The organism is Idiomarina aquatica (assembly GCF_004362895.1).
In the GTDB taxonomy this organism is placed as follows: domain Bacteria; phylum Pseudomonadota; class Gammaproteobacteria; order Enterobacterales; family Alteromonadaceae; genus Idiomarina.
This window is the reverse complement of sequence record NZ_SNXI01000002.1, coordinates 83,037-108,541: the sequence shown is the minus strand read 5'-3', so window position 1 is coordinate 108,541 and position 25,505 is coordinate 83,037. Positions and strand designations below refer to the sequence as shown.

Genomic DNA, 25,505 nt, shown 5'->3' with positions numbered 1-25,505 from the left:
CATTGCACCCGGCCGGGTTAAATGTTTAAATCGTGTTAATTTAAACAGAACGGCATTTTTTTATGACCCTAAAACCGCTAGTGCTGGCAGCCCTGCTGTCGGCTTCGTTTCCGTTGTCAGCATTGGCTGATACCGCGCCTGTGAATTCAGACTACCCTGACGTGCATTCCATGATGACCGCTGGAAATTTAATTGTCGGCTCGACGCTGGATGTTGCCGGTCAGACGCTGCGCATTGCTAATAATAGTAAGCCCGAACGCGGCTTCTTAGTTTTGGAGTCACTGCGCCAGGTTAATGGACGCAATGCGTATCGTGGTTTTATCCAGCAGGGCCCGGATGTGACGCTGACGGTATTGCAGCATAACGATGGCTCGATGACCAAGATTTATCAGTCAGAGAAAGGGGTCGAGATTAAGCAGCTCGATGGGGTTCGTAAAGAGCCGCTGAAGCCGGACCTAGCAGAGGTAGCTCGTGCCCCTGGCACGAGTATGGTTTGGACTTCTAATGGTCCTCGTGCCGAGGGCACGAGCTACGACAACGCCGTTCAACTATCCCCGCCCTACGTCGACAGTGGCCTGAATTCTGTGGATACGTTGGTGCTGTTCGATCCGCGTTTGCCGGCACGGGTGAATATGGTGGGGCGTCAGTTCGAGACCGATCTTGACGGTGCGATGAACCTGACACAAACGATTTTTGAAAACTCTGAGCTGGCGTTTTCGCACAATTTAGCCGCAACCCATGCGATTAGTCTGCCCAGCACCACTGAGCGTTACATTAATTCTCCCAGCGAGGACATCCTCGATGAATTAGTCGCCAGCGGCGAAGTGCAACGTTTAAAAGATATTTATGATGCCGACGTGGTGCACTATATCGGCATTACCGATGACGTCTGCGGGCAGGCGTTTGTGGCCAGCGAAGTGGATTTAGATAATGAATTCAATTCGACGTCGTTAGATTTTCATGCAGCTTACACCAACTATGGCTGCTTAGGTAACGGTACCTTTGCCCATGAGTTGGGGCATAATTTGGCGCTCTATCACGACCGCTATACGCTAGCTAACAACGAAGACGGTGCGGGTGAATCGTTTGATAACCATATTCCTTATGGTTACATCGAACCCGAAGGGCAGTTTTATACCACCATGGCGTATCAAAGCAGCTGTACCGATGTGTTTGAAGGCGCCGCGTGTGATATCGCCCCGATTTATTCGAACCCGGACGTGCTTTTGGAAGGTTCCCCGGCGGGCGCCAGCGATGCGGTGGTTGACTCGGCTAATGCCAGCCGCGCACTGGGTCTGACCCTGCCCTGGGCCGTTGGCTACTCCACTTTGCAGGACTACGTGACCTTGAGTCTTGAGCCTAACGGTGACGGTAGTGCCGACCTGACCTGGGTTGAAAACAGCGGTGCCAGCTATGTGCTGTTAAATCGCTCATGCTACGAAAATCGCTTTTTTACCGCCGCACAAATTGCTGCCGGGACTGAAGTGAGCGGTGGTACGGCTGAAGGTTCATTAATTGATACCACCTCGTTGCGCGCCTGCTTGTTAGAGTCGCAGGACGGCAGTGGCGATGGCTACCGAGCCGTTGGCGAATACCAGGCTAACATTGACCAGTCAGGTAATGAGCCAGCGTATGTTTTGGCGCGCGCCAACTCGGTGTGGGTTTATAACAGCAGCCTGACCCAGGGTATCGATTTTTGGGTGTCAGACGAGAACATCGCCAACAGTGATATTGCGGTGGCTGTTTATACCGATGCCAACGGTGGTCGGCCGGCGCTGAGCGATGGTATTGCCCAGGCTAATGAGTGGATTGATGCGACCATCAGCGGCTCTGGCCCTGAGCGCACGTTAACCTTTGATTTTGTTAAAACGCCGGCGGAAATCGCTGCCGAACTGGGGCAAGATGATCTGCGCAACCCGTTTAATTTGCCCATGGCGATTGTCGATACACGCTTTAACGAGTACCGCGTGTCATCGGTCTTTTGGCTTAACGATGATCCCGAGCAACCCAATAAAGGTCTGCCATACGGCTTTTTCGAAAGTGGTGAGTTTTTGCTGGACGAACAGCCCTATGATATTGCTGTACTGTTAAACAACATCCCTGACGATGCTTCAGTTAGCGTTGAGCAGACCGGTGATATTACCTTGCCGAATTTTTCTTACAGCATTAGTTCTGGTGATACGCCGAGCCAACGTGTAATTGAGGTCGAAGGTGACCCGGTGACGATTGAGTCGAACGGCGTTTGGGAGTTAACTGCCAGCTGGGGAGCTCGCGCGGATCAACAAGTTACGCTGAGTCTGCCGGGCTATGCCGAGGACGGCAACCGCGTGCGGGATGTGCGTGTGTTATCTGACTTGGTTGAAGGCGAAGATATTTTGTTAGAGGTGACGCTTGCTGACCTTGAAGATAATTCGTTCTGGGACACGCTGGAGATCCGTCGCCTGGTGCCCGGTGAGGACGACGTGGTGTTTGATACACCGCAGTCGCAGGATGGCAATGTGTTTGTGTTTAACTTAGGTCAGTTAGATGCGGGTGACTATGAGTTCCAGATTGTTTTGGACTACGTCGACGGTGGCCAGGTTGCTTATTCGCTGGAGTTAACTGTTACTGAGGGTAATGGTGGTGGTGGCGGTGACGTCAATCAGCCACCGACTGTTTCGGTTAGCGGGCCTTCTGGCAATGTCGAAGTCGATGAGAGCTTTACCGTATCCGCATCAGGTTCTGACCCGGACGGCGATTCGCTGACTTACGCGTGGGAGCAAACCGGCGGTTCAGACTTGACCTTATCCGGTGTCGATTCTGACTCGTTGACGGTAACGGCTACGGCTGAAGGTTCGTATACCGTTGCAGTGACGGTAACCGATACCTCGGGTGCAACGGCCACGGCCTCGTTTGACTTTACCGCCGAGGTAACTCCGGTAGCGCCACCTCCGGTGCCAGAGCCGGAATCTGGCGGCTCCAGCGGCGGCAGCACCGGCTGGCTGGTGATTTTGCTGGGATTGATGGGCTTAGCCCGCAGGTACCGTGCGTCCTGACGCACGTTTATTGTGTCGCGTCAGGACGCGACCTACGATCACACGCAGGGGCTTGCCCGCTAATCCGTACCGTGCGTCCTGACGCACGTTTATTGTGTCGCGTCAGGACGCGACCTACGTTACAAGTCTTAAATCGCCTATCGCCGCTATCGGCTTCAGCATGTGGTCAAACTACCCTTTATTGCCGAATCTTGAGTCTTCATTGTCGGCAATAAAAGGATTTTCGCAAAATGCTAAATTTAAAAGCCCTCTCCCTGACCACGTTAATCACCCTGACCCTAACCGGCTGTATGAGCACCGACCCTAAACTAGGTGGTAGCGGCGGTATGACGACCACCGGAGGTGCGGGCGGTAGCTCTGCAAGTGGTGCTAACAGTCAACTCGAAAAGTGCGACACACCTCTCGGTACGCTCTCTGTTTTCGAAGATACCGATGACAACTGGTGGCGAGATTACCAAAGCCGTTACCCCAAACTAGGCTCAACCCTGCCGGTGGTACGTGTGATGATCCAACAATCCAACTGTTTTGTGATTGTCGAACGCGGCAAGGCCATAGCAGCCATGCAAGCCGAACGAGCACTAATGAATAGCGGCGAATTACGCGCTGGTAGTGATTTTGGCTCAGGGCAAATGGTATCAGCTGACTACACCGTTAGCCCATCGATACAATTTTCAGAGAAAGGCACGCAGAAAGCCGGCGGCTTAATTGGCGGCTGGGTTGGATTGGTCGCCGGCGGGCTATCAGCAAACGAAGCATCCACCACCTTAATGCTGATTGATAACCGCTCCGGTGTACAGGTCTCCGCTGCTACCGGCAGTGCGAAAAACTATGACTTCGGCGGCTTTGCCGGTATCTGGGGGTTGGGATTGGGCGCTGGTGGCTACACCGACACCCCAGAGGGTAAGGTTATCTCCGCCTCGTTTTTAGATTCGTACAACAACATGGTGCGCGCCCTGCGCAACTATAAAGCCCAGCAAATCACCGGCCGGAAACTGATGGTTCAGTAGCGTGCGTCCTGACGCACGTTTGGCTTGTGCGCTATTCGTACCGTGCGTCCTGACGCACGTTTATTTTGTCGCGTCAGGACGCGACTTACGATTAGACGCGCTATGCCTTTGTCGCGTCAGGACGCGACCTACTAGAATTTGTAGGTTATACCAACCCGGAATTCGTTGTCGATGTCGTCAAAGTTACCACGGAAGCCGACGTCGGCAGCGAAGTTTTGGTCGAAGTTATAACGTACTGACGCACCAACCGATGCATAACCATCCAGCGCTGTGTCATAGCTGGCATCGAACATCGCGGTTGCCTGCGTGCTTAACGGCAGCACGGTACCTACACCGGCATAAGCGCCGGTATCATCAGTGCGACCGAAGTCATAATGGCTGACACCGCCACGGATAAATACCGGTGAGTTATTGAACAAATACTGACCACCGGCTCGCAAACCGACATCACCGATATCAAAGGCTTCGGCTTCAATAACCCAGTTGCGATCCAACTGGCGCGAAGCCTTGATAAAGAAGTCCGAATCGCCGAAATCGTTGTAGCCACCGCTGACATAGGTGCGGTCTTGCGCCTCTGCTGTCGCTGCAATGCTAACGGCCAAAATAGCGGTTAATCCAATTAACTTTTTCATGGTACTGCCTCCTTTTAAATACGTCTTTGTATTATGGCGTTTATTGCTGCCACGACTAGGGTTGAAGGCGTAAAGGTTTTGCAAAAGAGGGCGTCGTTTTGTCGCGTCAGGACGCGACCTACAGGGTTTCGTGGTTTTGTCGCGTCCTGACGCACGTAAAGGGTTTCGTAGCGTGCGTCCTGACGCACGTAAAAAGTTTCGTAGCGTGCGTCCTGACGCACGTACAGCAAGGAGGAATTGAATATGAAAAATGTGCGGCGTCACTTTAACGAGAGTTGCTATTGCTTTATCACGGTATCGACGCAAAATCGACGCCCTGTGTTGACCAGGCCAGAGGTAATACAGGCGCTTCGCGCTGCAGTTAAAAGGACGATGAGTACACACCCCTTCAAAATTCAGGCGTGGGTTGTTTTACCAGATCATATGCATTTTATTATCCGTGTTGATGATAACCAGTTTGATGAGCGGGTAAAACGCATAAAGTCCTTTACAACCCGGGCTCTACCAGATTTTAGTGCCAAGAGCCAACGCAATGCGTCTAAATACAAGCGCGTGCAGGGCACGCTTTGGCACAACCGGTTTTATGACCATATGATCAGGAGTGAAAAAGAATTGTACATGTACTCGTTGTACTGTTGCTTTAACCCGGTAAAGCATGGATACGTTAAAAACGCGATAGATTGGCGCTATTCGACGTTACGAAACGGTATTGCCAGCGGCCGGTATCCCGACAGCTGGCAATTTATCAATGAAACCTGGACAGTCGACTGCTTCGCATCCTATGACGAGTAGCGTGCGTCCTGACGCACGTGGCACGCACGCGGTTTCGTACCGTGCGTCCTGACGCACGGTTGGCGACTTCTGTCGCGTCAGGACGCGACCTAAAATACGTCGGTTTGTCTTTGTCGCGTCAGGACGCGACCTACAGTTCGGCTTCTTTTACCTCGATATAGGTTTGGTTGCGCCAGATGCCTTCGACTTCGATGATGCTGCCGACTTCTAAAGCGGCGAGAAAGTCTTCAAGGCTGACTTCTTCATCGTCAATCTCGAGTTCGCTGTCGCTGCTAAAACGCAACTCATAGCCGTTGACGATAACTGACTCACCATCGATAGATTCAACTGCGCCTTCAAACTCGGCTTTGCCGCGCTTGTCATTGGCGTTGTCGTCATCTCCGTCATCGTTGTCATCATCGTCGTCTTCGTCATCTTCACGTTCAATTTCGACTTCGCTGGCGATGAGAATATCACCGTCATAGTCACCTTCGACCTCAACCTGCAGTTCGGTATCGTCACTGAACAGCGCAACGAACTCGTCGATGCTCAGGTCGTCTTCATCTTCAAATTCGGTTTGCTCGTTAAAGCTGACCTGAACACCAGCGACGGTCATACCTTCCAGACTAACGTCACTGGCGACGCCTTTAATTTCACCGTCGCGATCGTCTTCGTCAGTGCGTTTAATTTTCAATGCGACGTAATCACCATTGTAGTCGATTACCGCAATGACCTTAAGCCAATCATTAACCGCGATGTCTTCATAATTGAACGTCCGCGCGCCCTGTCCTGAAGTATCCAGGTAACTGGTGTCATCATCGACCACGAAGGTGATGCCATTGACGGTAAAGCTTTGCGCTTCAGCATCGACTGCCGTGACCTGGCCTTCGCTGACATTACGCGCACTTTTCGCGATAAACTCGATTTCTTCCGCAACCAGTTGCTCACCATCATACTCTGCTTCGACTTTTACCCGCGCCCCGTTCACCAAACGCGAGGCGGAGCCATCTTCAAACTCTGTATCGTCGTTAACAGTAAAGCTGTATTGATTGACATCAAAGGTACCGGTCGCTTCATCGTAGTTGCTGACGATACCCGCAATTTTGATTTCGTCAGCGTCGTCATAGTCATCCACGTTGTTGTCTTTGTTTTCAACATCCGTCGCGACCAGCGTCAGCGTCTCGGCATCAAACTCGGTACCCTCGACTTTTACATATAAACCATCTTCCAGATCGGCTGCGCTCATATCGTCAAATTCAGCGCTGCTGTAGTCGATGGTCAGTTCGTTAATCATAAATGTTTGCGCGCTGGTATCGAGCGCCGTGACATCGCCTTTCAACTTAAATTCTTCTTCATCGTTTTCTAGCTCGATGCGGGTGGCGTAAAAGTCACCTTCTTCATTGATGTAACCACTCACTTCGATGATATCGCCAATGGTTAGGTCTGCTAACGCCACTTCGTCAAATTCAGTTAAGTCGTTATAAACCACTCGTTGACCTAATATTTCGATAACTTCTGCTTCGGTATCGATAAAACTAATAGGCCCTTGCAGGTGTTCCTCGTAGCGGATGTTAGTTGCTTCGGGGTCGTCACCGTTGTTTGACTCTGACGCCGCAAGTGATACGACCATACCCACTTTCAGGTCGCCTTCGGTGGCAGCGGGATTGTTGGCTAATGCAATGTCGGCATTTTCGGAGCGATAACGCTGACCATTAACGTAGACGCTGCCAAAGCCGGTGATCACACCTTCAGTGTATACCGTGGTTGTGGTGCTGCCGGTATTGTCATCGCCCGGTGGCGGGTTAGAAACGTTAGTGTCTGATGAGTCAGAGCCACCACACGCGGTTAGTGCCGTTGTTACGGTCAGTGCAATTAGGGATTTAGCAAAACGCATGATTGCCTCCTGTCTTCGGGATTGGAATATGTAACAAAGTATTACGGGGGATCGGAGGCGAACGCAAGCTCTTTACTAAAGCTTTACCTTCGTGGGCTTCGCGGGGTAGGCGCTACGCGCGGTCTAGGCTTCGCGGTATAGACTCGCTGCGCTCGTGGGTAGGCGCTGCGCGCGGTTTAGGCTTCGCGGTGTAGACTCGCTGCGCTCGTGGTTTACGCGAGCGAAGCGAGCCTAAACCGGCGCAGCCCTACACCGCGAGTGCGAAGCACGAGCCCGAACCGCGAAGCCCGCAGGGCGAGCCTAAACCGGCGCAGCCCTACACCGCGAGCGAAGCGAGCCCATCCCGCGGAGGCGAAGCCGAAGCCTAAAAACGTGTGCGGGCGTTGCGGAACAGGCGCATCCAGGGGCTGTCTTCGCCCCACTGATCGGGGTGCCAGCTGTTGGCTACGGTGCGGAACACGCGCTCGGGATGCGGCATCATGGCGGTAAAGCGACCGTCATCATTGGTCACCGCGGTAATACCGTTAGGGCTACCGTTCGGATTACACGGATAACTCTCGGTCACCTCGCCCCAATTGTTGATATAGCGTAGTGCTACCTGACCGGCGTTTTGTAACTGGCTTTGCTGCACCGCGTTAGCAAATTCCGCGCGGCCTTCGCCGTGCGAGACCGCGATTGGCATGCGCGAACCGGCCATACCGGCAAAGAAGGCAGAGTTAGACTCGGGCACTTCGACCAGGCTAAAGCGCGCTTCAAAACGCTCACTGCGGTTAGTCACAAACCGCGGCCAGTGTTCGGTGCCCGGGATTAGCTCCTTCAGTGCCGTCAACATCTGGCAGCCGTTACACACACCTAATGCCAGCGTGTCATCGCGGTTAAAGAAAGCTTCGAACTGATCGCGGGCGCGGCTATTGAACAAAATAGATTTTGCCCAGCCTTCACCGGCGCCCAGTACGTCACCGTATGAGAACCCGCCACATGCTGCCAGCGCCTGCATGTCGGCTAAATCAATGCGTCCGGCCAGAATGTCGCTCATGTGCACATCGATGGCCTCAAAACCGGCACGGTCCCAGGCTGCTGCCATTTCGTAGTGCGAGTTAACGCCCTGCTCACGCAAAATCGCAACTCGCGGTGCCGCCCCTGACGCACTTTTTGCGATGTAAGGAGCTGCAATATCTTCGTGCACGTCAAAGCTCAGGTCAGCTAGTAAGCCGGGGTTATCTGCACGTTGCTTAAGCTGGAACTCCTCGTCAGCGCATACCGGGTTATCACGTAAACGCTGCATCTGGTGCGTGGTTTCCGCCCACAGCGTGCGGAAGTGTGTGCGCGATCCAGTAAGCACTTGCTTACCGTCCAGGCTAAAGTTTAATTCGTCTTTGTCGGTTGGCTGGCCAATGTTGTAGACCAAGTGGCCGACCCCGGCCATGTCGTAAGCTTTGATGACGTGCTGTAACTGCTCATCGGTGACTTGCAGGACTGCGCCGAGTTCTTCGGCGAACAGAACGGCCATGGTTTCTTCTGCTGTCGTGCCAAAGGCACGACCTACTACATCATCAAGCTGAATATCCACACCACAATGCCCGGCAAAGGCCATTTCGGCGAGGGTGGTAAATAGGCCACCATCAGAGCGGTCGTGATAGGCCAACAAGCGCCCTTCGGCGATTAATTGCTGGGTGGTTTCGAAAAACGCTTTGAATTCAGCGGCATCATCAAGATCCGGCGTATCGGTACCAAACTGCTGGAACACCTGCGCCAGCGCCGAGGCACCCAGGCGGTTTTTGCCATGACCGAGGTCTGCCAGTAACAGATGCGTACGGCCTTTATCCAGGCGCAACTGCGGTGTTAGAGTGTTGCGCACATCGTTAGCGCGCGCAAAGGCGGTAATAACCAGTGACATCGGCGCCGTTACTGCTTTGTCCTCGCCGTTATCCTGCCACTGGGTTTTCATCGACATCGAATCTTTACCCACCGGAATACTGATACCCAGCGCCGGGCAAAGCTCTTCGCCGACCGCTTTTACCGCTTCGTATAAACCGGCATCTTCCCCCGGATGTCCGGCTGCCGCCATCCAGTTTGCCGACATTTTAATGCGTTTTAGTTCACCAACATCAGCAGCTGCCAGGTTAGTGAGTGCTTCCCCCACGGCCATGCGTGCCGACGCGCCATAGTTTAACAGTGCCAGCGGCGTGCGCTCACCCATGGCCATAGCTTCGCCGTGATACGTATCGTAACTAGCCGCTGTCACTGCCACGTCAGCCACCGGGATCTGCCACGGGCCGACCATTTGGTCACGGTTCACCAGACCGGTGACACTGCGGTCACCGATGGTAATTAAGAACGTTTTCTCGGCAATGCTTGGCAGGCGCATTAAACGCTCGGCAGCTTCCAAAGGCGTGACGCCTTTAAACTGTAGAGGCTCGCCTTCGGCTTTTAATGTAGCAACATCGCGATGCATCTTCGGTGGCTTACCCAGCAACACATCCAGCGGCAAATCAATCGGCTGATTCTGGAACTTGGCATCGTTAAGCAAAATGGTCAGCTCTTCGGTGGCTTCACCGATAACCGCATACTCTGCTCGCTCGCGGGCACAAATATCTTCAAACCGTGCCAGGTTCTCCGGCGCAATTGCCATCACGTAGCGTTCCTGCGATTCGTTACACCAGATTTCCAGTGGCGTCATGCCAGGTTCGTCATTAGGGATATCACGCAGCTCGAATTTACCGCCACGGCCACCATCGCTGACTAACTCCGGCATAGCGTTGGATAAACCGCCCGCGCCCACATCATGGATAAAAGCGATGGGGTTTTCAGCGCCCAGCTGCCAACAGCGATCGATCACTTCCTGGCAGCGGCGTTCCATTTCTGGGTTTTCTCGCTGCACTGACGCGAAATCCAAATCCTCGTTAGATTCGCCCGATGCCATTGACGAAGCGGCACCACCGCCTAAGCCAATGTTCATCGCCGGGCCGCCTAGCACGACCAGCTTCGCGCCAACCGGGATATCGCCCTTTTGCACGTGCGCTTCGCGAATATTGCCTAAGCCGCCGGCGATCATGATCGGTTTATGATAACCACGCATTTCGCGGCCGTTATGACTGTTTACGGTTTGCTCAAAAGTACGGAAGTACCCCGTTAATGCCGGCCGCCCGAACTCATTGTTAAACGCCGCGCCGCCTAACGGCCCTTCCAGCATAATATCCAGCGCGGTAACAATACGCGCCGGTTTGCCGTAGTCTTCTTCCCACGGTTGTTTAAAGCCCGGAATATTCAGGTTCGACACGCTAAAGCCGACTAAGCCCGCTTTCGGTTTAGAGCCGACACCGGTAGCGCCTTCGTCGCGGATCTCACCACCGGAACCGGTCGCAGCCCCCGGGTATGGCGAAATGGCCGTGGGGTGGTTATGGGTTTCGACCTTCATCAAAATGTGGATGGGTTCGTGGTGGTATGTGTAGGCTCCGGCTGCGCCGTCGCGGTTTCGGCTCGCGCTTTGCGCTTGCGGCTTAGGCTCGTGCTGCGCACTCGCGGGATAAAAGCGCCCGCCTTCGTGCCCTTCCATTACCGCGGCGTTGTCTTTATAGGCCGACAACACGTAATCCGGAGTGACTTCGTAGGTATTTTTGATCATTTTAAACAGCGATTTCTGCTGCTCGATACCATCGATAGTCCAGTCGGCGTTGAAAATTTTGTGGCGGCAGTGCTCTGAGTTGGCCTGCGCGAACATATAGAGTTCGATGTCGTTAGGGTTACGGCCCAACTTTTCGAAGTTCTCGACCAGGTAGTCGATTTCGTCATCCGCCAGCGCCAGCCCTAAATTAATATTGGCGTCGGCTAAGGCCGCGCGGCCACCGGCCAGAATATCCACATTCGACAACGGCTTGGGTTGGTGTTTTTCAAACAGTTTTTCAGCGTCTTGCTCGTGATAAAGCACCGATTCGGTCATGCGGTCATGCAACAACGCCGCAGCCTGTTTAAGCTCTTCGCCGGATAAGTCCCCTTCAATAAAGTAAGCGATACCGCGCTCTATGCGATGAATGTTGTTTAAATCGCAGTTATGGGCAATGTCGGTAGCTTTTGACGCCCAGGGACTGATGGTGCCAAGGCGTGGGGTTATTAGTACGTAGCGTGCGTCCTGACGCTCGTCATCTGACTCATTTTTACGTGCGTCAGGACGCACGCTACTGTCGGCGGTTGGGCCATAGGTCAGTAATTTAGTCAGCGTCTCGCGCTGCGCGTCGGAGAGTGGTGAGTCGAGATTAACAAAGTGTCGATATTCGGCGTAAAGCCCGGTGACGGGGAGCCCCGCCTGCTTAAGTTGTGCCAATTTCTTGGTAATTTTAAAGGCGGATAAGGCTGGTGCGCCACGAAATATTTCCACGTTGCTGTCTCCAAACGCTGGGGAATTTTTGCGTGCGAAGTATACAGGAAAGCCAGGGGTAATGGAATGCGTTTAGGCTCGCTGCGCTCGCGGGATAGGCTCCGGCTGCGCCGTCGCGGTATAGACTCGCTACGCTCGTGGTTTGCGCGAACGCAGGGAGCCTACACCCATGCGCCGCAGGCGGCATGCTATACCGCGACGGAGCAGCCGGAGCCTAAACCGCGCGAAGCGCCTACCCCGCGAGCGAAGCGAGCCTACTCGATTTTGGCACTACCGTCTTTTTGCACGATGCGGAACCATTTTTCGCGACGTTCGGTGATGCGTTTGCGACGTTTGCGGATGACAGCGCGGCGGCGGGCGTCATTGGCGGTTTTACGGATTTTACGCATAGCAGGCTCCAGCGGTGAGTGCATTTTTTATTGTGCCTTATCTAGTGCCGAAGGCGCAAGCTACGTCATTAAAATCGCAAAGGAATTGACGTCATAAAACGTCATGCTGACGCGTTCGACTCAATTTAAACGATTAATCATCTGATCATCAGTGCCAATTCTTTATAGTCAGTTGTTAAATTCATTCGAATGTTATGGAGTTGACCGAATGGAAGCGCTTACCTCTGATGCATGGTACGTTTTAAAAACCAAGCCACGCCAGGATGAACGGGCAATTCAAAGTCTGGATAACCAGGGTTTTGAGGTGTTTGGGCCAAAACTTACCGTTAAGAAAGTGCGTCGCGGTAAACGAACGAGTAGCGTCGAGCCAATGTTTCCCGGCTATGTGTTTGTGCGCCCGGATAACTTAATTGAGCAATTTTATAAGTTGCGCAATACCTTTGGCGTTAATAACGTGCTTAAATTTGGCGACTCCATTCCAACTATTCCGCAGTCATGGATTGACGATTTGAGGAGCATGGACGCTGCCGCGGAGTCTGACGCCCCGCAAGTTGGCGACTCGGTAGAAATAAAAGAAGGCCCGTTCCGCGGCTATATGGCTAAAATCGTCGAGCTCGACGGCGAGTCTCGTTGCTTTGTGTTACTCGAATGGATGCAAAAGAAAGTCCGCGCTAACTTCAGTTACAGCGAACTTACGCTATGACTTGCGCCAGAGGCGCGACCTACAGCCTGCCTTGTTCATCCAACCACTTTAGGGTGTCGTAAAAGCGGCGGATATTACCGACGTAGGTTACCGGCTCATCGCCGCGGGCAAAGCCAAATTTGGTTTGCCGATAAAATTCTTTTTTACGTAATAACGGTAAGCGTTGTTTCACGTCCAGCCAGCGATCGGGGTTGCCGCCCTGCACTTCGGTCAGTACTCGCGCGTCTTCTAGATGGCCAAAGCCAATATTATAGGCGGCCAGTGCGAACCAGGTTCTGTCCGGCTCCGGTATCCGAGCCGGTACTCGGCGCAGCATACGTTCAAGGTAACGCGCACCACCGCGAATGCTTTGTTCTGCGTTCAGCCGGCTTTTAACACCCATTGCCTTAGCGGTGGGAAGCGTCAGCATCATCATGCCGCGCACCCCGGTAGGCGACACAGCACGCGGATTCCACAATGATTCCTGGTACGAAATGGCAGCCAGCAAGCGCCAATCCAGTGTGCCCGCGTGTTCTTTAAACATGTCGATATACTGAGGCAGGTCGCTTTTTACGGCTTCGATAAACAAGCTGGTGGTTACATAGTTGAACTGCTTTACATGCCCAAAGTGCTGCTCTTTGATGTAAGCCAGCCGGCCACTGCTGCGGATTTCACCAAAATATTGAATGACCGCGCTATAAAGCGAATCATCAGTACCTGCCGACAGCGCCCAGGCCACGGGTTGTTCTTGTTTTACCGTAAAAGCAATGCTTAAGCCCGGGTAAGCGCGACGCTGAACTTCCAGCTGATTGCTATCGGCGATGGTGTAATCGATTTCATCTCTGGCGACCATTCGCAGCAGCTCTACCGCGTCATGATCGCGGGTGGCGCGCCAATTTAATGTCGGCACGCTATCGCCCAGACTTTTTAAATATTCGTGGTGTGAACTACCTGCAACCACCACGATTTCGCCGTCGGTGACTTGCTCCAGATCGCGCGGGCGCTGACGTGAACCTTGTTTAAAGACTAGTTTTTGGCTGATGATGTCGTACGGCGGGCCAAAACGATAAAGCGTATCGCGCGACGCCGTGCGATCAAGCCCGGCGGCAACCAGGTCAACATCCCCTCGGCGCAACAAGGTAAATAAGTCGTTGACGTCAAAACGCGGCACCATTTGCAATTCCACGCCCATGCGCGCCGCAAATCGCTTCGCCAGGTCATACTCAAAACCCTGCTCGCGGTCGTGGTCAAAGTAGTAGCTGGTCGGGTTCATAAGGGTACCCACCCGCAACACCTGACGTTCTTTGACGACAGTTAATTGGTCGGGTTTCTGCTGCGGGCTACACGCCGAAAGCAGCATCAGCCCCAATAAAATCAATACCTTACGAGCAAGCAAAATAAAGTTAATCTCGTGTTATCGCAATAACTTCATTCTACGTAGCTTGCGCCTGAGGCGCAAGAAACATAAATCCGTACCGTGCGTCCTGACGCACGTTGGGTGTTGTCGCGTCAGGACGCGACGTACGTTCAACCGATTACGCGGCGTGGTGTGCTTCCCAAAACTGCACGGTTAACTTGTCCAGTTGGTTGGCTACGTCGACAGTTCTGTGGCTCACCTGTCGGCTAAGCTGCACGGCTTGCTGGTTTTCCTGTGCGTTAGTCCGGATACCGGTAATGCTATATTGCACGCTTTCGCAAGCTTGTTGCTGCTGCTCCACCGCACTGACCACCTGCTCGCTTAATGCCGCTACGCATTCGATGGAGGCGACGATGTCATTGAGGTACTGCGCCGCCTGTTGACTACTTTCCGAGCTGCCTTGTGCCATGCTTTCGCCCTGTTGCATCACGCTAACGGCCTGCTGTACCGACTGCTGCAACTGCTCAATAACTTCGCGAATATCTTCGGTTGATTGTTGAGTACGGTTTGCCAGCGAGCGAACTTCGTCAGCCACCACGGCAAAACCGCGACCGGATTCTCCCGCACGAGCCGCTTCGATGGCAGCATTAAGCGCCAGCAAATTAGTTTGCTCGGCAATACTTAAAATGACATCGAGAATTTTTTCGATGTCGGTGCTGCGTTGCGACACCGTCGAGATTACCTGCGACGCCTCTTGTAATTGAGTACTCAATTGACTGATAGACTGCTCGGTTTGGCCAATTAATTGTTTGCCTTGTTGCGCTGTCGCCAGTCCATCGCGGGTAGCCGCTGCAGTTTCCCGGGTACTGTTGGCCACTTCGTCAACACCCTCCCGCATTTGCGTGACCGCAGTCATAACGCTTTCGGTTTGCTGTAACTGGCTGTCGGTTCCTGCTTCGGACTGCATTACCGCTGAGCTTAAACTCGAGGCGCTATCAGATAACTTAAGCGAGGTATCGTGAATTCGTCCGATAAGCGCTGAGTTTTCTGATTCGAGTTTTTTCATCGCCACTAGCAAGGCGCCGGCGTCATTATTTTTACCGGTATAAACATAACGTGCCACGGGGTCATCGGTTACCCGCCTGGCTTTGTCAACAGCCTGCTGGTATGGCGCCCAGGTGAGAGTGACTAGTACCATCGAGATGATTACTGCTAATGCGACACACAAACTAAATATGAATAATGAGGGTGAAACTACCAGGCTAGCGGCGGGAAGTAGATAAGGCAGCACTATGTTCAGCAGCAATTGCCATCGTGTTGAAAGTGCATTTTTTATTTTTCGGCATGGCCGTTGCTGATTGAGAGCTTGGTAAACTTGTTCTGCGCGTTTTATAAATTCGGGTTTGGCCTTGCGTCTTACGGACTGGTATTCGTTGACTTTGCCGTCCGTTTTTATCGGGGTTACGTAGGCATCGACCCAGTAGTGATCACCGTTTTTACAGCGGTTTTTCACCATGCCCATCCAGGGCTTTTCTTGTTTTAGGTTATTCCACAGTTGTTTGAAGGCTTGTTTGGGCATATCGGGATGACGCACGATGTTGTGCCCGTGGCCGATCAACTCTTCGCTGGAAAAACCACTGATATCAATAAAATCCCGGTTAACGTAAGTAATTCGGCCTTTGGTATCAGTGGTCGACAGTATATTAGCCTGATCCGAAAAGATCTGCTCAACCCCGGTAACCCTCGCTTGTTTGCGCATTAACATTAACCCCCCAAGTAATCCCTACAAAATGTATGGAGATGTTAATTTACTTGAGTAATTAGGTTAAAAAAACGTTAAGCAAGACAATATTCGTTACCAACTTGACTTAGATCAGCGGTTTGTCGCGTCAATCGCCGTACCGTGCGTCCTGACGCACGTTTAGGTTTGTCGCGTCAGGACGCGACGTACGAATATCGCCGTAGCGTGCGTCCTGACGCACGTGGGGTTACATAGACTCGAGTGCCCAGTTCACGTACAGATCGACGCCGGTGCGCAAGGCATCTTCGTCGGCATAGAAGTAAGGCGAGTGGTTAGATGGTGCTTCGTCCATGTCCTGATCCGGCGGGGTTACGCCCAGGAACACGAACATACCCGGCACTTCCAGCGCATAGTAGGAAAAGTCCTCGGCACCAGTAACCAACGGCACTTCTTTAACCTTATCTGCACCAGCAATACGCTGTGTAATGGGTAGCATTTCCTCAACCAGTTCAGGATTGTTAACCGTCACCGGGTAACCCAGGTCAATATTAACTTCCGCTTCGGCACCGTTAGCCTGGGCAACATGCTTAGCGGTATGTTCCAGTTTATCGTGGATATCTGCACGAATATCCATATCAAAGTTACGGATAGTACCAATTAGCGTGACTTCGTCCGGAATAATGTTATTACGCACGCCGCCTTCGACGATACCATAGCTGAGCACCGCCGGCGCTTTGGTAATATTAGTCTGACGGCTGATGATGGTTTGCGAGCTGTTAATGATTTGCGCTGACGTCACGATAGGATCAACACCACCCCAAGGCCGCGAACCGTGGGTTTGCACGCCTTTGACCTTAATTTCGAACTGATCTGAAGAAGCCATTAACGGACCTTTACGGTAGCCGATATGCCCGGTCGGGAAGCCGCCCCAAACGTGGATACCGAATACACGCTCCGGTTTGTAGCCCGGGAATACATTAGTGAACAGGCCTTCTTCGAGCATGAGTTCTGCGCCGCCCTCTTCACCTTCCGGTGCGCCCTCTTCTGCCGGCTGAAAGATAAATAGCACGTTTCCGTTAAGCTGCTCTTTCATCGCCACCAGTTTTTCTGCCGCGCCCATCAGCATAGCAACATGGGTATCGTGGCCGCAGGCATGCATAACGCCAACTTCGTTACCACGGTAAGTCGATTTGACCGTTGACGCGAACGGCACATCAGTTTTTTCGGTTACCGGCAGGGCATCCATATCGGCTCGCAACGCGATCGTCGGACCATCGCCGTTACCCTTTAGTAACGCAGCAACACCGGTATGTGCGATGCCGGTTTTTACTTCCAGCCCCAGTGATTCGAGGTGTTGCGTAATATATTTTGCAGTTTCGTACTCGCGGTTGCTAAGTTCCGGGTTGGCATGCAAGTGACGACGCCACTCGATAACTTTGGCCTCCAGATTGTCATCAATGGCAATTGGTGACTGCTGAGCTGCAACCTGCGGCACAGCAAATGCGGCGGCACTGACCGCAGCGGCTAATAAGAACTTTTTCATTGTTATTCTCCCTGGATGGTTTTCTTCATCATAGGGCGGATGCTGTTGCAGCGCAAATACTCGTATTACGCGTCTTCACCGTACCGTGCGTCCTGACGCACGTTATGTTTGTCGCGTCAGGGCCCGACCTATAAGATTTATGTTTTCACGGCTTACACCATACTCAGTAGCAAGCTGTGGCCAGCGAGAAATACTGGCTCTGGTTTGGTCAATAATTTCCTCAGCCGCACCCCGCTTTAGCCCGGCCTCGGCAGCCAGACTAAATAAATGCTCACGTGCTGGCGTCTTGCCTTCCCCCATAACGGTGGTGCTTTGTTCGCCGCCCGGACCGGAGGAAAACGTCAAGTCATAAGCAGGCGACAAGCGCCATTCACCGGTAGCATCCATCAGGTAAGTAAAATTTTTACTATGATCATCGCGGTTATGCGCCAGTACGTTAAATACGGCAACGCGAAATAACTTTTCAACTTCTCTGATATCACGCGTCAGCGTGCTGGTTAAGGCAACGAGATCTTCATAATCAAGTGCCGGAAAACGAAAATCTGAATGCAATAATCCACACGCGGTATGCATATGTAAGCGTTGATGATGGTTGCGGTCAAACCGTTTAATGGCAAAGTAGCCAGCCCCATCTCTCGCTTCAAATAGATGAGTAGAGGGCATCTCAATGCCGGCACCCCGTGCCATCAACGAGTAGACATACTCAATAGCTCCGGCATCAGCACCATCCTGCCTGTTAGCGAATTTAACCAGCCAGTAGTCGTGCGTCGATGGCAGGTCATTGACACCATATATGAGATCCTGTGTTTGGTTGTTATAACCAATCAACGCTTTTGGGCGCGCACCCGCGGAGGAGCCATTGAGGATAACTAATTCATCTAAAACAGCCTCGGAATTTCCGCTAATAGGTGTTTCAGTCAATATCTGCTGTGAGTAATCGGCCAGCTCATCAAGAAAAATTGGCCCGGGCGTCGCTTCGTGATCAATAACCGGCTCATAGGTCAATGCACCTAATCCATTAATCCCTACATGTGCCAGTCGGTCAAGCGGTGTGAGGCGTGCCGGGTTAATGCTTTGTTGACGCATAAGGCGGTCGAACAGCAGTCTACCCCAGCCGTCAGGCAGACTGTCGTTGAACACACCGAACAATCCGTCAAAGAGTCCTCGTTCACCGCGTTTTAAGCCAGGACCTCGTGCTAAATTGAACGGTGATATCTCCAGCTCCGTTGTTAAAAACTCGCTATCATACTCAAAATAAATCTCACCGCTGCGGTGGGCCAAACGCCCGACCGGCAATCGCGCACCACGACCAAAATCAAGCGCAACGTTGATGTGATTTATTGGTTCAACAGTGTTTTTCTTCATTGCCGTTTACCCCTCTGCCGAGGAACCCTATTCGACTCTTCGAGCACCTCGTTTATAGAAGTAAATTCGTTTTTTTCCGCTGTTGTCGCCGCAATTACATCGCTCAAATCGCCAACTACTGAATAGAGTTTTAGGAATGACTCCAATGAAATCGTGCCCTGTTGTTCAAACTTACGCAGCGTTGGCAAAGGCACGCCTGAGCGTTTTGCCAACCCGGCTTGCGTTAGTTCTAACTGCAGGCGCCGCTCGCGAACATTACGGGCGATTTTTTTAGCAGCTTTGGCAGGCGTTGCAAGTGACACCATAATATTACTATCGATATTATCTTGAGTTTAATTGATACTATTATATTACATAACCGAAGTTTTGCGAAGGAATTATCCGTACCGTGCGTCCTGACGCACGTGTGGAAGTTGTCGCGTCAGGACGCGACCTACTTCTTGCGGCGGGCGCGGAAGAATTGGCGCAGGATGTCGCCGCACTCGTCGGCGAGCACGCCGGCCTGGATCTCGACTTTGTGGTTCATGGAGCTGTGGTTGAGAACTTCGATGGCGGTGCCGGTGGCGCCGGTGCGGGGATCGGGTGCACCAAACACCAGCCGTTTAACCCGCGCATGAGTAATCAGCCCGGCGCACATGGCACAGGGTTCAAGCGTGACATACAGAGTAGAGTTAACCAGACGGTAATTATCTATCGCCTGACCGGCAGCGCGAATGGCCTGAGCTTCGGCATGGGCGGACGGGTCGGATAAGGTAATGACCTGATTGTAGCCTTCGCCGACAATCTCGTCGTCCATAACCAACACAGCCCCCACCGGCACCTCGTCCTCTGCTGCTGCTTTAGCCGCCAGCTCCAACGCCCGCCGCATGTATGTTTCATCTTGGTTCTGTTGCATATTATGGTTTCTTTAAAAATAAATGCTGAACCACGGAGGGCACGGAGTACACAGAGAAAAGATTTTAAAGGGAAAAACCGTGGCTGATAATGGGTTTTCCGCTTAAATATGTTTTCTCCGTGCTCTCTGTGTCCTCCGTGGTAAATCTTTAGCCTTAAGCCTACATCATTGCGCCGGTGATGGCGTAGGCGATGGTGGCGCCGACGCCGGCGAGCAGCGCGTAAGGCAGCTGCGTGCGCACGTGGTCGATATGCTCAGTGCCGCTGGCCATGGACGCGATAATCGTCGTATCAGATATCGGCGAGGCATGGTCACCAAAGATCCCGCCCGAAATCGCTGCAGCAATAAAAGGCGCAGCCGGCAGCCCCAGTGTCATCGCAATCGGGATCGCCAGCGGTAGCATAATTGCGAACGTGCCCCAACTTGAGCCAATCGAAAATCCGGTAATGGCCGACAGCACAAATATCAATGGCAACAGCATCCACAGACTAACACTGCCATCCAGTGCTGCCGCTAAAAATTCACCGGTACCGAGGTCGCGCGTCAGACCACCCAGGGTAATCGATAACCACAAAATGACCGCCAGCGGCAGTATGTTCCAGGCGCCTTTTAGTGCGCTTTGAATAACCTTGGGCAAACCCGCCGAGCCGGTAAATAAGGTACCTAACATGGCAATACCCAGGGCAATATAAATAGCCACAAACACACTCAGGGTACCGTCACCCTCGACCAGGACCCCATCGCCGGTTATCAACAACATTACCGGCACCATCACCACCAGCGAGATTAAACTTGATAGCACCACCGCCGTGCCTTTGCCAAATGACACTGACTCATCCGGCCCGTCCGCCCAGGTATGCTGCGTCACCCGATTCGGCTTAGCATTATTTTCAAACGCTTTCATCGGCCCGATATTCCAGTCAAACCAAGCCACGAATAAGGCCAACAGCACCGCAAATATCGCGTAAAAGTTAAACGCTATGGACTGAATAAACACCAGCAAGGGCTGCTCCACGCCTTGATTGCTGATCAACGTTAAGTTAAACGCGCCCCAGGCATTAAGCGGGATCAGAATACAAATCGCCGCACAGGTCGAGTCGACAATATACGCCAGCTTCTCGCGGGAAATTCCCAGCCGGTCATAAATCGGGCGTGACGTGGTACCTGAAATCATGATGGTGACATTAGACTCGATAAATACGATAACGCCCAGGATCCAAGTCATCAGCCGCGCCCGGCGCTTGGACTCAACCCATTGCTTTTGTTCGAGCTTTAACACGAACTGCTTAAAGGTACCGCCTTTTTCCAGCACCCCGAATAAGGCACCGATACCCAATGTAAAGAACCACACCAACATATTGCTGGAGTCGACCAGCGTACTCCAGGAACTTAAAAAGACGCCTTCGCCAATATCGGCGCTGCGCGGCCAAAATAACAGCACATTGGCAAGGATGATGCCGCCGATAAGGGCCAGCAATACTTTGCGGGTAATGATGGCGAACAGGATCGCGAGTATTGAGGGGAGCAGGCTGGTCCAGCTGAGTTCCATGGGTGTTCGTCTGTTATTTGTGATTGGCCAAGGTTAGCGGACTTTTGGTTTTTTTTCTAGCGCTAGGCGGCAAGAGACGCTAGGCGCCGCCTTTCGGCGGCTTGCTTGGCGGCACCTGCTTCGCGGTGCCTTGCTGGGCGTTCGCTTCGCTCACTTGCTTGGCGCGGCTTCGCCGCTTGCTGCTGGGTGCGGCGCTGCCTGCGGCAGCACCGCGTTGCGCCTCCGTCGTCAATGGCGACGGAGGCGCACTGCCCTCGTCGCTTCGCGACTTGGGCGCTTTTTCGGCTTCTATTGTCGCTTCGCGACTTGGGCTTGCCTTGTGCCTTCGGCACTCGGCACTCGGCACTCGGCACTCGGCTATACTTTTTTGGTTTGCTACGGAGGGTGATTGATGAGTTATAAGAAGCTTCGGGTTTGGCAGGGGGCGATGGAGATTGCGGTGGAAGTGTTGCGTTTAGCCGAACCTTGCCGCAATTTTGCTTTGGTCGACCAAATTCGACGGTCGGCAATTTCGGTTCCCTCGAATATTGCCGAGGGCATAACGAGAGAGAGTGAAAAGGAGAAGAACCACTTTTTGAATATTGCTAAAGCATCTAATGCCGAATTAGAGACACAGTTACTGATTGCAATGGAGCTAGGATATTTCGAACAAGACGTGTGTAAAAGGCTCCTTCAACAGCAACAAAAAGTAAACTTCCAACTCCACCACCTAAAAAACAAAGTCGCGCTAAAAGCGCGACCTACATAAAACAGCGAGCCGCGGAAGCGGCAAGCGCAAACGTGTTGCGGCGTGCCGAAGGCACAACGCAACACGCACAAAAAAAGTGCCCAAGCCGCGAAGCGGCGAGGGCACCATCATTATCCAACAAGCGGCGAAGCCGCGCCTAGCAAGTTCGCGAAGCGAACGCCAAGCAAGCTACCGAAGGTAGCGCCCGGCAAGCGAGCAACGCGAGCGCCTAGCGCCTGAATTCGCCGGGGCGAAAGCCCCAGCGAATTCAGGTGTTAGAACTTGTATTCGAAACCGATGCGCGCAGACCATAGTGATGGTCCTGATACACGGCTTTGAATGCCCGGGTCGAGGAACTGGTCAAACACGTACTGACCGCTGGCATTGCGATACGCAGAAACTACCTCTGTGTATTGCGGGAAGCCGGCTTGATACAGCACGCCCCAATCGTCGTTGATCAGGTTAGTCAGGTTATCTACGGTAAAGAACAAGCTGGCTTTGTGGCCATCCATCAAGCCCGGCAACTCTTGCGAGATATGCAGGTCAAGCTTGTGCCACCAAGAGCTGTACAGTGAGTTACGCTCGGCAGTACCGCCCGCGTATTTGCCTAAGCCTGATTCGCCCAACCAGTTGAAGAAGGCTTCCTGGTCGAAGTTTGAACCAAATACGACGTTCGGATCGTTGGCACCGTCTGGTACATACAACAATTGACGGTCGTCAGCGATATCCAGGCCACCAATCGCCGGCTGGTCAGCTGCAGTTTGGAACACGTAGCTGTACGGACGACCTTTGTTAGCCGAACCAAACAACGAGAAGGTGGTGTTTAAACCATCAAAGAATTCTTTTTGATAGGTTAAACGCAACGTAAAGCGATGCGGGATCTCGTAGTTTGAAGTCGCTGCTGACGGGGTATTGAAGTTATCAGTAGCAAAGTTAGCGTAGTTTGAGTAAGCAACCGAACTAGTCATCGGGTTACCGTCTTCAGACTCAGTAAAGGCATAGGCCAATGAGCCGCTCAGACCAAAGTCAAACTTCTTGCTGATTGCGGTAGAGAACGAGAACGCTTTAGTATCGTCTTCTAAGTTAGTCAGCATCAGGTCTTCTGAACGACCCGCTTCACGCTCGCCGTAAACAGGACGGCCATCTGCCATGGTATCGACTTGCTCAACTGCGATATTCTGAATGCGCGCTTCGTTTTTACGTACGGTGTACATGAAGTCCGTCATTAAGATGTAGTTGTCAGGGAACGTATAAGTTGCACCTAACGCGTACTTCCATTCAGACGGGATTTCGAAGTCAGGGTCCAGTACGTTAACCGCTGAGTCGTTGGTTGCGTTAGCAACGGCATCAACTAATTCCGCCGGAGGGTTGTAACCCGGACGGCCTTCGCCGCTTAATGGGACGTCGAACAGGTTAAAGTTAGATAAACGAACCTGAGTCTGACTAATACCGTTTTGCTGGTAGTTGTTTGCCAACCAAACGTTCGGGTTACCGCCAGAGTACAAGCCGATACCACCACGAACTTCTAATTCCGGACTAACGTTCCAGTTAATACCGAAACGAGGTTGGAATAAACCTTCGCCGTCTAAGTTAGACGCGTTAGTGAAGCCATAACGGTTGATGAAATTCTGGTTCTCTACCGGATAGTCATCACTGGTGTACCAGTCATAACGGAAGCCGGCGGTAATGGTCATGTCCATGGGCGCGTAATAATACTCGTCCTGCAAGTAGGCGGTATTGGTCGCGTATTTGAATGCACCAGCGGCATCGCGTGGATTGTTAGTTCCGGTACCAGAACCATAGTAATAAGTACCTACATCGCCATTAATAAAGTCTTCCAGCGAGTTGAAGTCGATCTCACCGCCGCGTGAGTGCTGCACGAACATGTTGAAAATGTCCAGCTGCTCGCGCTCGTAACCACCAAAAATAACGTGGTCACCGATAAAGTAAGTACCCGCTAACTTAACAAAGGTGGTGTCGTAATACAGGTCGTTGGCCTGACGCGAATCGTCAGCGCCAAAATAAACCGTTGCAGACGATGGCGTGCCGTCACCGTCATGGTCAAACTGAGTGCGAATTTGGAAGTCACCGATGTCTTTAGGACCAATGGTCTCCTGGGTGTTATCCAACTCTGAATAACCAACGCGTAGCTCGGTAGAAAAACGGTCAGTCCAGTCTGAGTAAAGTTGACCAACGTAAGAAGTAAATTCTGCGCCACGGTTATAGAAGTGATTCGAGAATTCATACTCGAACGCGTTTCCACCGTCAGATGGGGTAATGGATGCGCCTTCGTTGTAGTTGTAAGTCACTGACGCACGGTGTGCATCGCTGATCTGCCAATCTAACTTCAGCAACATTTTTTCGTCTTCAACCGGCGACGACAAAATCGGCTCACCGACTTCGTAACCGTAAACGTCACGTGCGATTTGTGCGATTTGATCAAGTTGCTGTTGGCTGACGCCGTTAACAACAGTCGCGGAGTTTGTATTGGCCGGGCCAAAGTCAAAGTTATCTGCGCCTTCAAACTTCTCGTAAGAAGCGAAGAAGAACAAGGTATCAGCAATAATCGGACCGCCAAGGGTGAAGCCATAACGATCTTCCTCGAAGTCCGCCTGTTCTAGCTTGGTACCTTCGAGCTCATCGCCTTGCAGTGATTCGTTGGTGTAGTCATAAAAGAAACTACCGTGGAATTCGTTTGAACCAGACTTGGTTACAGCGTTGATGTTACACGCCGTAAAACCGCCGTATTGTACGTCAAACGGTGCGAACTCAACCGCAACCTGCTCGATGGCATCATAAGAGAATGGCATACGTTCGGTCGGGTAACCGTTTGAGTTAAGACCGAAGTTGTCGTTCATGCGAACGCCGTCAACGGTCAAACTGTTAAAGCGTGGACTTGCGCCTACACACTGGATGCCATCACCAAAGCTACGGTCGATATAAACGCGCGGGTCGACACGCACGATGTCTTTTAAGTCACGGTTAATCGCCGGCAGATTTTCTAAATCGCTCAGGCTAAAGTTCGCTGCCGGGCTATTGCTGCCATAGAGCGAATTTGCTGTGGCGGTACCGGTAACCGCGATGGTTTCCATATCTGACTCAAGCACAACCCGCACTGACTCAGAATCACCCAACGTCAGGTAGATATTCTCGATAACGTCACGACGACCACCCGGGCCTTCAGCAACTATCGTGTATGGTCCACCAACGTTCAAACCACGGGCCGAAAAAGCCCCCTGATCGTTAGTCGTGTAAGTCCGCGTCGTGCCGGTACGTTCATCGCGTAACTGAATCGTTGCATTAGCAACAATCTCACCTGATTCGCTGGCTACGGTACCGCGTAAATTAGAAGAGGTGTCTTGTGCAAGCGCAGCACCCGACAAGGTCATCGCGACAGCGGCCGCTAATGCCGTGCGCTTGAACGTTGAATTAAACATGGTTTGTTCTTCCCCGAGTTATTTTTTTATTTGCCGTAAAAAGGTATAGCGTATTTGTGACAGTTGTGTGAATAAATTGACTAATTTTTATAAAAAAAGCCGAACC

General features: G+C 52.3%; 17 protein-coding genes. 5 read left to right on the top strand and 12 right to left on the bottom strand.

The window, feature by feature from the left end; genetic code table 11:
- Positions 1–62 precede the first annotated feature (62 nt).
- Entirely contained in the window at positions 63–3,035 is a 2,973-nt protein-coding gene (locus DEU29_RS02500) for a PKD domain-containing protein (RefSeq protein WP_133538665.1), read from the top strand.
- Between the two features lie 230 nt (positions 3,036–3,265).
- Positions 3,266–4,042: a CsgG/HfaB family protein gene (locus DEU29_RS02495; protein ID WP_133538664.1), complete on the top strand. Its 777-nt coding sequence runs from the start codon at positions 3,266–3,268 to the stop codon at positions 4,040–4,042.
- Between the two features lie 131 nt (positions 4,043–4,173).
- Here the strand turns inward: DEU29_RS02495 and DEU29_RS02490 are convergent, their stop codons facing one another.
- Positions 4,174–4,674, bottom strand: coding sequence for a hypothetical protein (locus DEU29_RS02490; protein WP_133538663.1), 501 nt, complete (start codon positions 4,672–4,674; stop codon positions 4,174–4,176).
- Between the two features lie 243 nt (positions 4,675–4,917).
- Between DEU29_RS02490 and DEU29_RS02485 the strand changes: the two genes are divergently transcribed.
- Positions 4,918–5,466, top strand: a complete 549-nt coding sequence (locus tag DEU29_RS02485) for an REP-associated tyrosine transposase (protein WP_133538662.1) — start codon at positions 4,918–4,920, stop codon at positions 5,464–5,466.
- A 130-nt stretch (positions 5,467–5,596) separates the two neighbouring features.
- Here the strand turns inward: DEU29_RS02485 and DEU29_RS02480 are convergent, their stop codons facing one another.
- The 3 genes from DEU29_RS02480 to DEU29_RS13985 form a co-directional block, all read right to left on the bottom strand.
- Positions 5,597–7,339, bottom strand: coding sequence for a DUF5666 domain-containing protein (locus DEU29_RS02480; protein WP_133538661.1), 1,743 nt, complete (start codon positions 7,337–7,339; stop codon positions 5,597–5,599).
- 364 nt (positions 7,340–7,703) lie between these two features.
- On the bottom strand, positions 7,704–11,714 hold the full coding sequence (gene purL / locus DEU29_RS02475) for a phosphoribosylformylglycinamidine synthase (RefSeq protein ID WP_133538660.1): 4,011 nt from the start codon (positions 11,712–11,714) through the stop codon (positions 7,704–7,706).
- 254 nt (positions 11,715–11,968) lie between these two features.
- Entirely contained in the window at positions 11,969–12,127 is a 159-nt protein-coding gene (locus DEU29_RS13985) for a hypothetical protein (protein WP_166635861.1), read from the bottom strand.
- Positions 12,128–12,311: 184 nt separating this feature from the next.
- Here DEU29_RS13985 and rfaH point away from each other — a divergent pair, with 184 nt between their 5' ends.
- On the top strand, positions 12,312–12,806 hold the full coding sequence (gene rfaH, locus DEU29_RS02470; protein ID WP_133538659.1) for a transcription/translation regulatory transformer protein RfaH: 495 nt from the start codon (positions 12,312–12,314) through the stop codon (positions 12,804–12,806).
- 19 nt (positions 12,807–12,825) lie between these two features.
- Here the strand turns inward: rfaH and mltF are convergent, their stop codons facing one another.
- The 7 genes from mltF to DEU29_RS02435 form a co-directional block, all read right to left on the bottom strand.
- A complete protein-coding gene (gene mltF / locus DEU29_RS02465) occupies positions 12,826–14,193 on the bottom strand; it encodes a membrane-bound lytic murein transglycosylase MltF (protein WP_279513215.1) in 1,368 nt (455 codons plus the stop codon).
- Positions 14,194–14,320: 127 nt separating this feature from the next.
- A complete protein-coding gene (locus DEU29_RS02460; protein ID WP_166635860.1) occupies positions 14,321–15,901 on the bottom strand; it encodes a methyl-accepting chemotaxis protein in 1,581 nt (526 codons plus the stop codon).
- Positions 15,902–16,130: 229 nt separating this feature from the next.
- The gene (locus DEU29_RS02455) at positions 16,131–17,426 is read right to left on the bottom strand and encodes an amidohydrolase (protein ID WP_133538656.1); all 1,296 of its coding nucleotides are present in this window, start codon (positions 17,424–17,426) and stop codon (positions 16,131–16,133) included.
- A gap of 102 nt (positions 17,427–17,528) precedes the next feature.
- Positions 17,529–18,791, bottom strand: a complete 1,263-nt coding sequence (locus DEU29_RS02450; RefSeq protein ID WP_133538655.1) for a type II toxin-antitoxin system HipA family toxin — start codon at positions 18,789–18,791, stop codon at positions 17,529–17,531.
- Positions 18,788–19,096, bottom strand: coding sequence for a helix-turn-helix domain-containing protein (locus DEU29_RS02445; RefSeq protein WP_208107597.1), 309 nt, complete (start codon positions 19,094–19,096; stop codon positions 18,788–18,790). The genes DEU29_RS02450 and DEU29_RS02445 overlap by 4 nt, the downstream gene beginning before the upstream one ends.
- A 128-nt stretch (positions 19,097–19,224) precedes the next feature.
- Positions 19,225–19,686 carry a tRNA adenosine(34) deaminase TadA gene (tadA, locus tag DEU29_RS02440; RefSeq protein ID WP_133538654.1) on the bottom strand — a complete coding sequence of 154 codons (462 nt, stop codon included), beginning with the start codon at positions 19,684–19,686 and terminating at the stop codon, positions 19,225–19,227.
- 160 nt (positions 19,687–19,846) lie between these two features.
- A complete protein-coding gene (locus DEU29_RS02435) occupies positions 19,847–21,235 on the bottom strand; it encodes a Na+/H+ antiporter NhaC family protein (protein ID WP_133538653.1) in 1,389 nt (462 codons plus the stop codon).
- 391 nt (positions 21,236–21,626) lie between these two features.
- Here DEU29_RS02435 and DEU29_RS02430 point away from each other — a divergent pair, with 391 nt between their 5' ends.
- Positions 21,627–21,983: a four helix bundle protein gene (locus tag DEU29_RS02430; protein ID WP_133538652.1), complete on the top strand. Its 357-nt coding sequence runs from the start codon at positions 21,627–21,629 to the stop codon at positions 21,981–21,983.
- 254 nt (positions 21,984–22,237) lie between these two features.
- Here the strand turns inward: DEU29_RS02430 and DEU29_RS02425 are convergent, their stop codons facing one another.
- Positions 22,238–25,399 (bottom strand): TonB-dependent receptor, encoded by a 3,162-nt coding sequence (locus DEU29_RS02425; protein WP_133538651.1) that lies wholly within the window; start codon positions 25,397–25,399, stop codon positions 22,238–22,240.
- Positions 25,400–25,505: the final 106 nt, after the last annotated feature.

Excerpts from the sequence above, each read along its gene's own strand:
- DEU29_RS02430 (WP_133538652.1), top strand. The coding sequence starts at position 21,627 with ATGAGTTATAAGAAGCTTCGGGTTTGGCAGGGGGCGATGGAGATTGCG.
- DEU29_RS02480 (WP_133538661.1), bottom strand. The coding sequence starts at position 7,339 with ATGCGTTTTGCTAAATCCCTAATTGCACTGACCGTAACAACGGCACTA.
- DEU29_RS02445 (WP_208107597.1), bottom strand. The coding sequence starts at position 19,096 with ATGGTGTCACTTGCAACGCCTGCCAAAGCTGCTAAAAAAATCGCCCGT.
- DEU29_RS02450 (WP_133538655.1), bottom strand. The coding sequence starts at position 18,791 with ATGAAGAAAAACACTGTTGAACCAATAAATCACATCAACGTTGCGCTT.
- DEU29_RS02495 (WP_133538664.1), top strand. The coding sequence starts at position 3,266 with ATGCTAAATTTAAAAGCCCTCTCCCTGACCACGTTAATCACCCTGACC.
- DEU29_RS02425 (WP_133538651.1), bottom strand. The coding sequence starts at position 25,399 with ATGTTTAATTCAACGTTCAAGCGCACGGCATTAGCGGCCGCTGTCGCG.
- rfaH (WP_133538659.1), top strand. The coding sequence starts at position 12,312 with ATGGAAGCGCTTACCTCTGATGCATGGTACGTTTTAAAAACCAAGCCA.
- DEU29_RS13985 (WP_166635861.1), bottom strand. The coding sequence starts at position 12,127 with ATGCACTCACCGCTGGAGCCTGCTATGCGTAAAATCCGTAAAACCGCC.
- DEU29_RS02490 (WP_133538663.1), bottom strand. The coding sequence starts at position 4,674 with ATGAAAAAGTTAATTGGATTAACCGCTATTTTGGCCGTTAGCATTGCA.
- DEU29_RS02435 (WP_133538653.1), bottom strand. The coding sequence starts at position 21,235 with ATGGAACTCAGCTGGACCAGCCTGCTCCCCTCAATACTCGCGATCCTG.
- DEU29_RS02460 (WP_166635860.1), bottom strand. The coding sequence starts at position 15,901 with ATGCGCAAACAAGCGAGGGTTACCGGGGTTGAGCAGATCTTTTCGGAT.
- DEU29_RS02485 (WP_133538662.1), top strand. The coding sequence starts at position 4,918 with ATGAAAAATGTGCGGCGTCACTTTAACGAGAGTTGCTATTGCTTTATC.
- tadA (WP_133538654.1), bottom strand. The coding sequence starts at position 19,686 with ATGCAACAGAACCAAGATGAAACATACATGCGGCGGGCGTTGGAGCTG.
- DEU29_RS02500 (WP_133538665.1), top strand. The coding sequence starts at position 63 with ATGACCCTAAAACCGCTAGTGCTGGCAGCCCTGCTGTCGGCTTCGTTT.
- DEU29_RS02455 (WP_133538656.1), bottom strand. The coding sequence starts at position 17,426 with ATGAAAAAGTTCTTATTAGCCGCTGCGGTCAGTGCCGCCGCATTTGCT.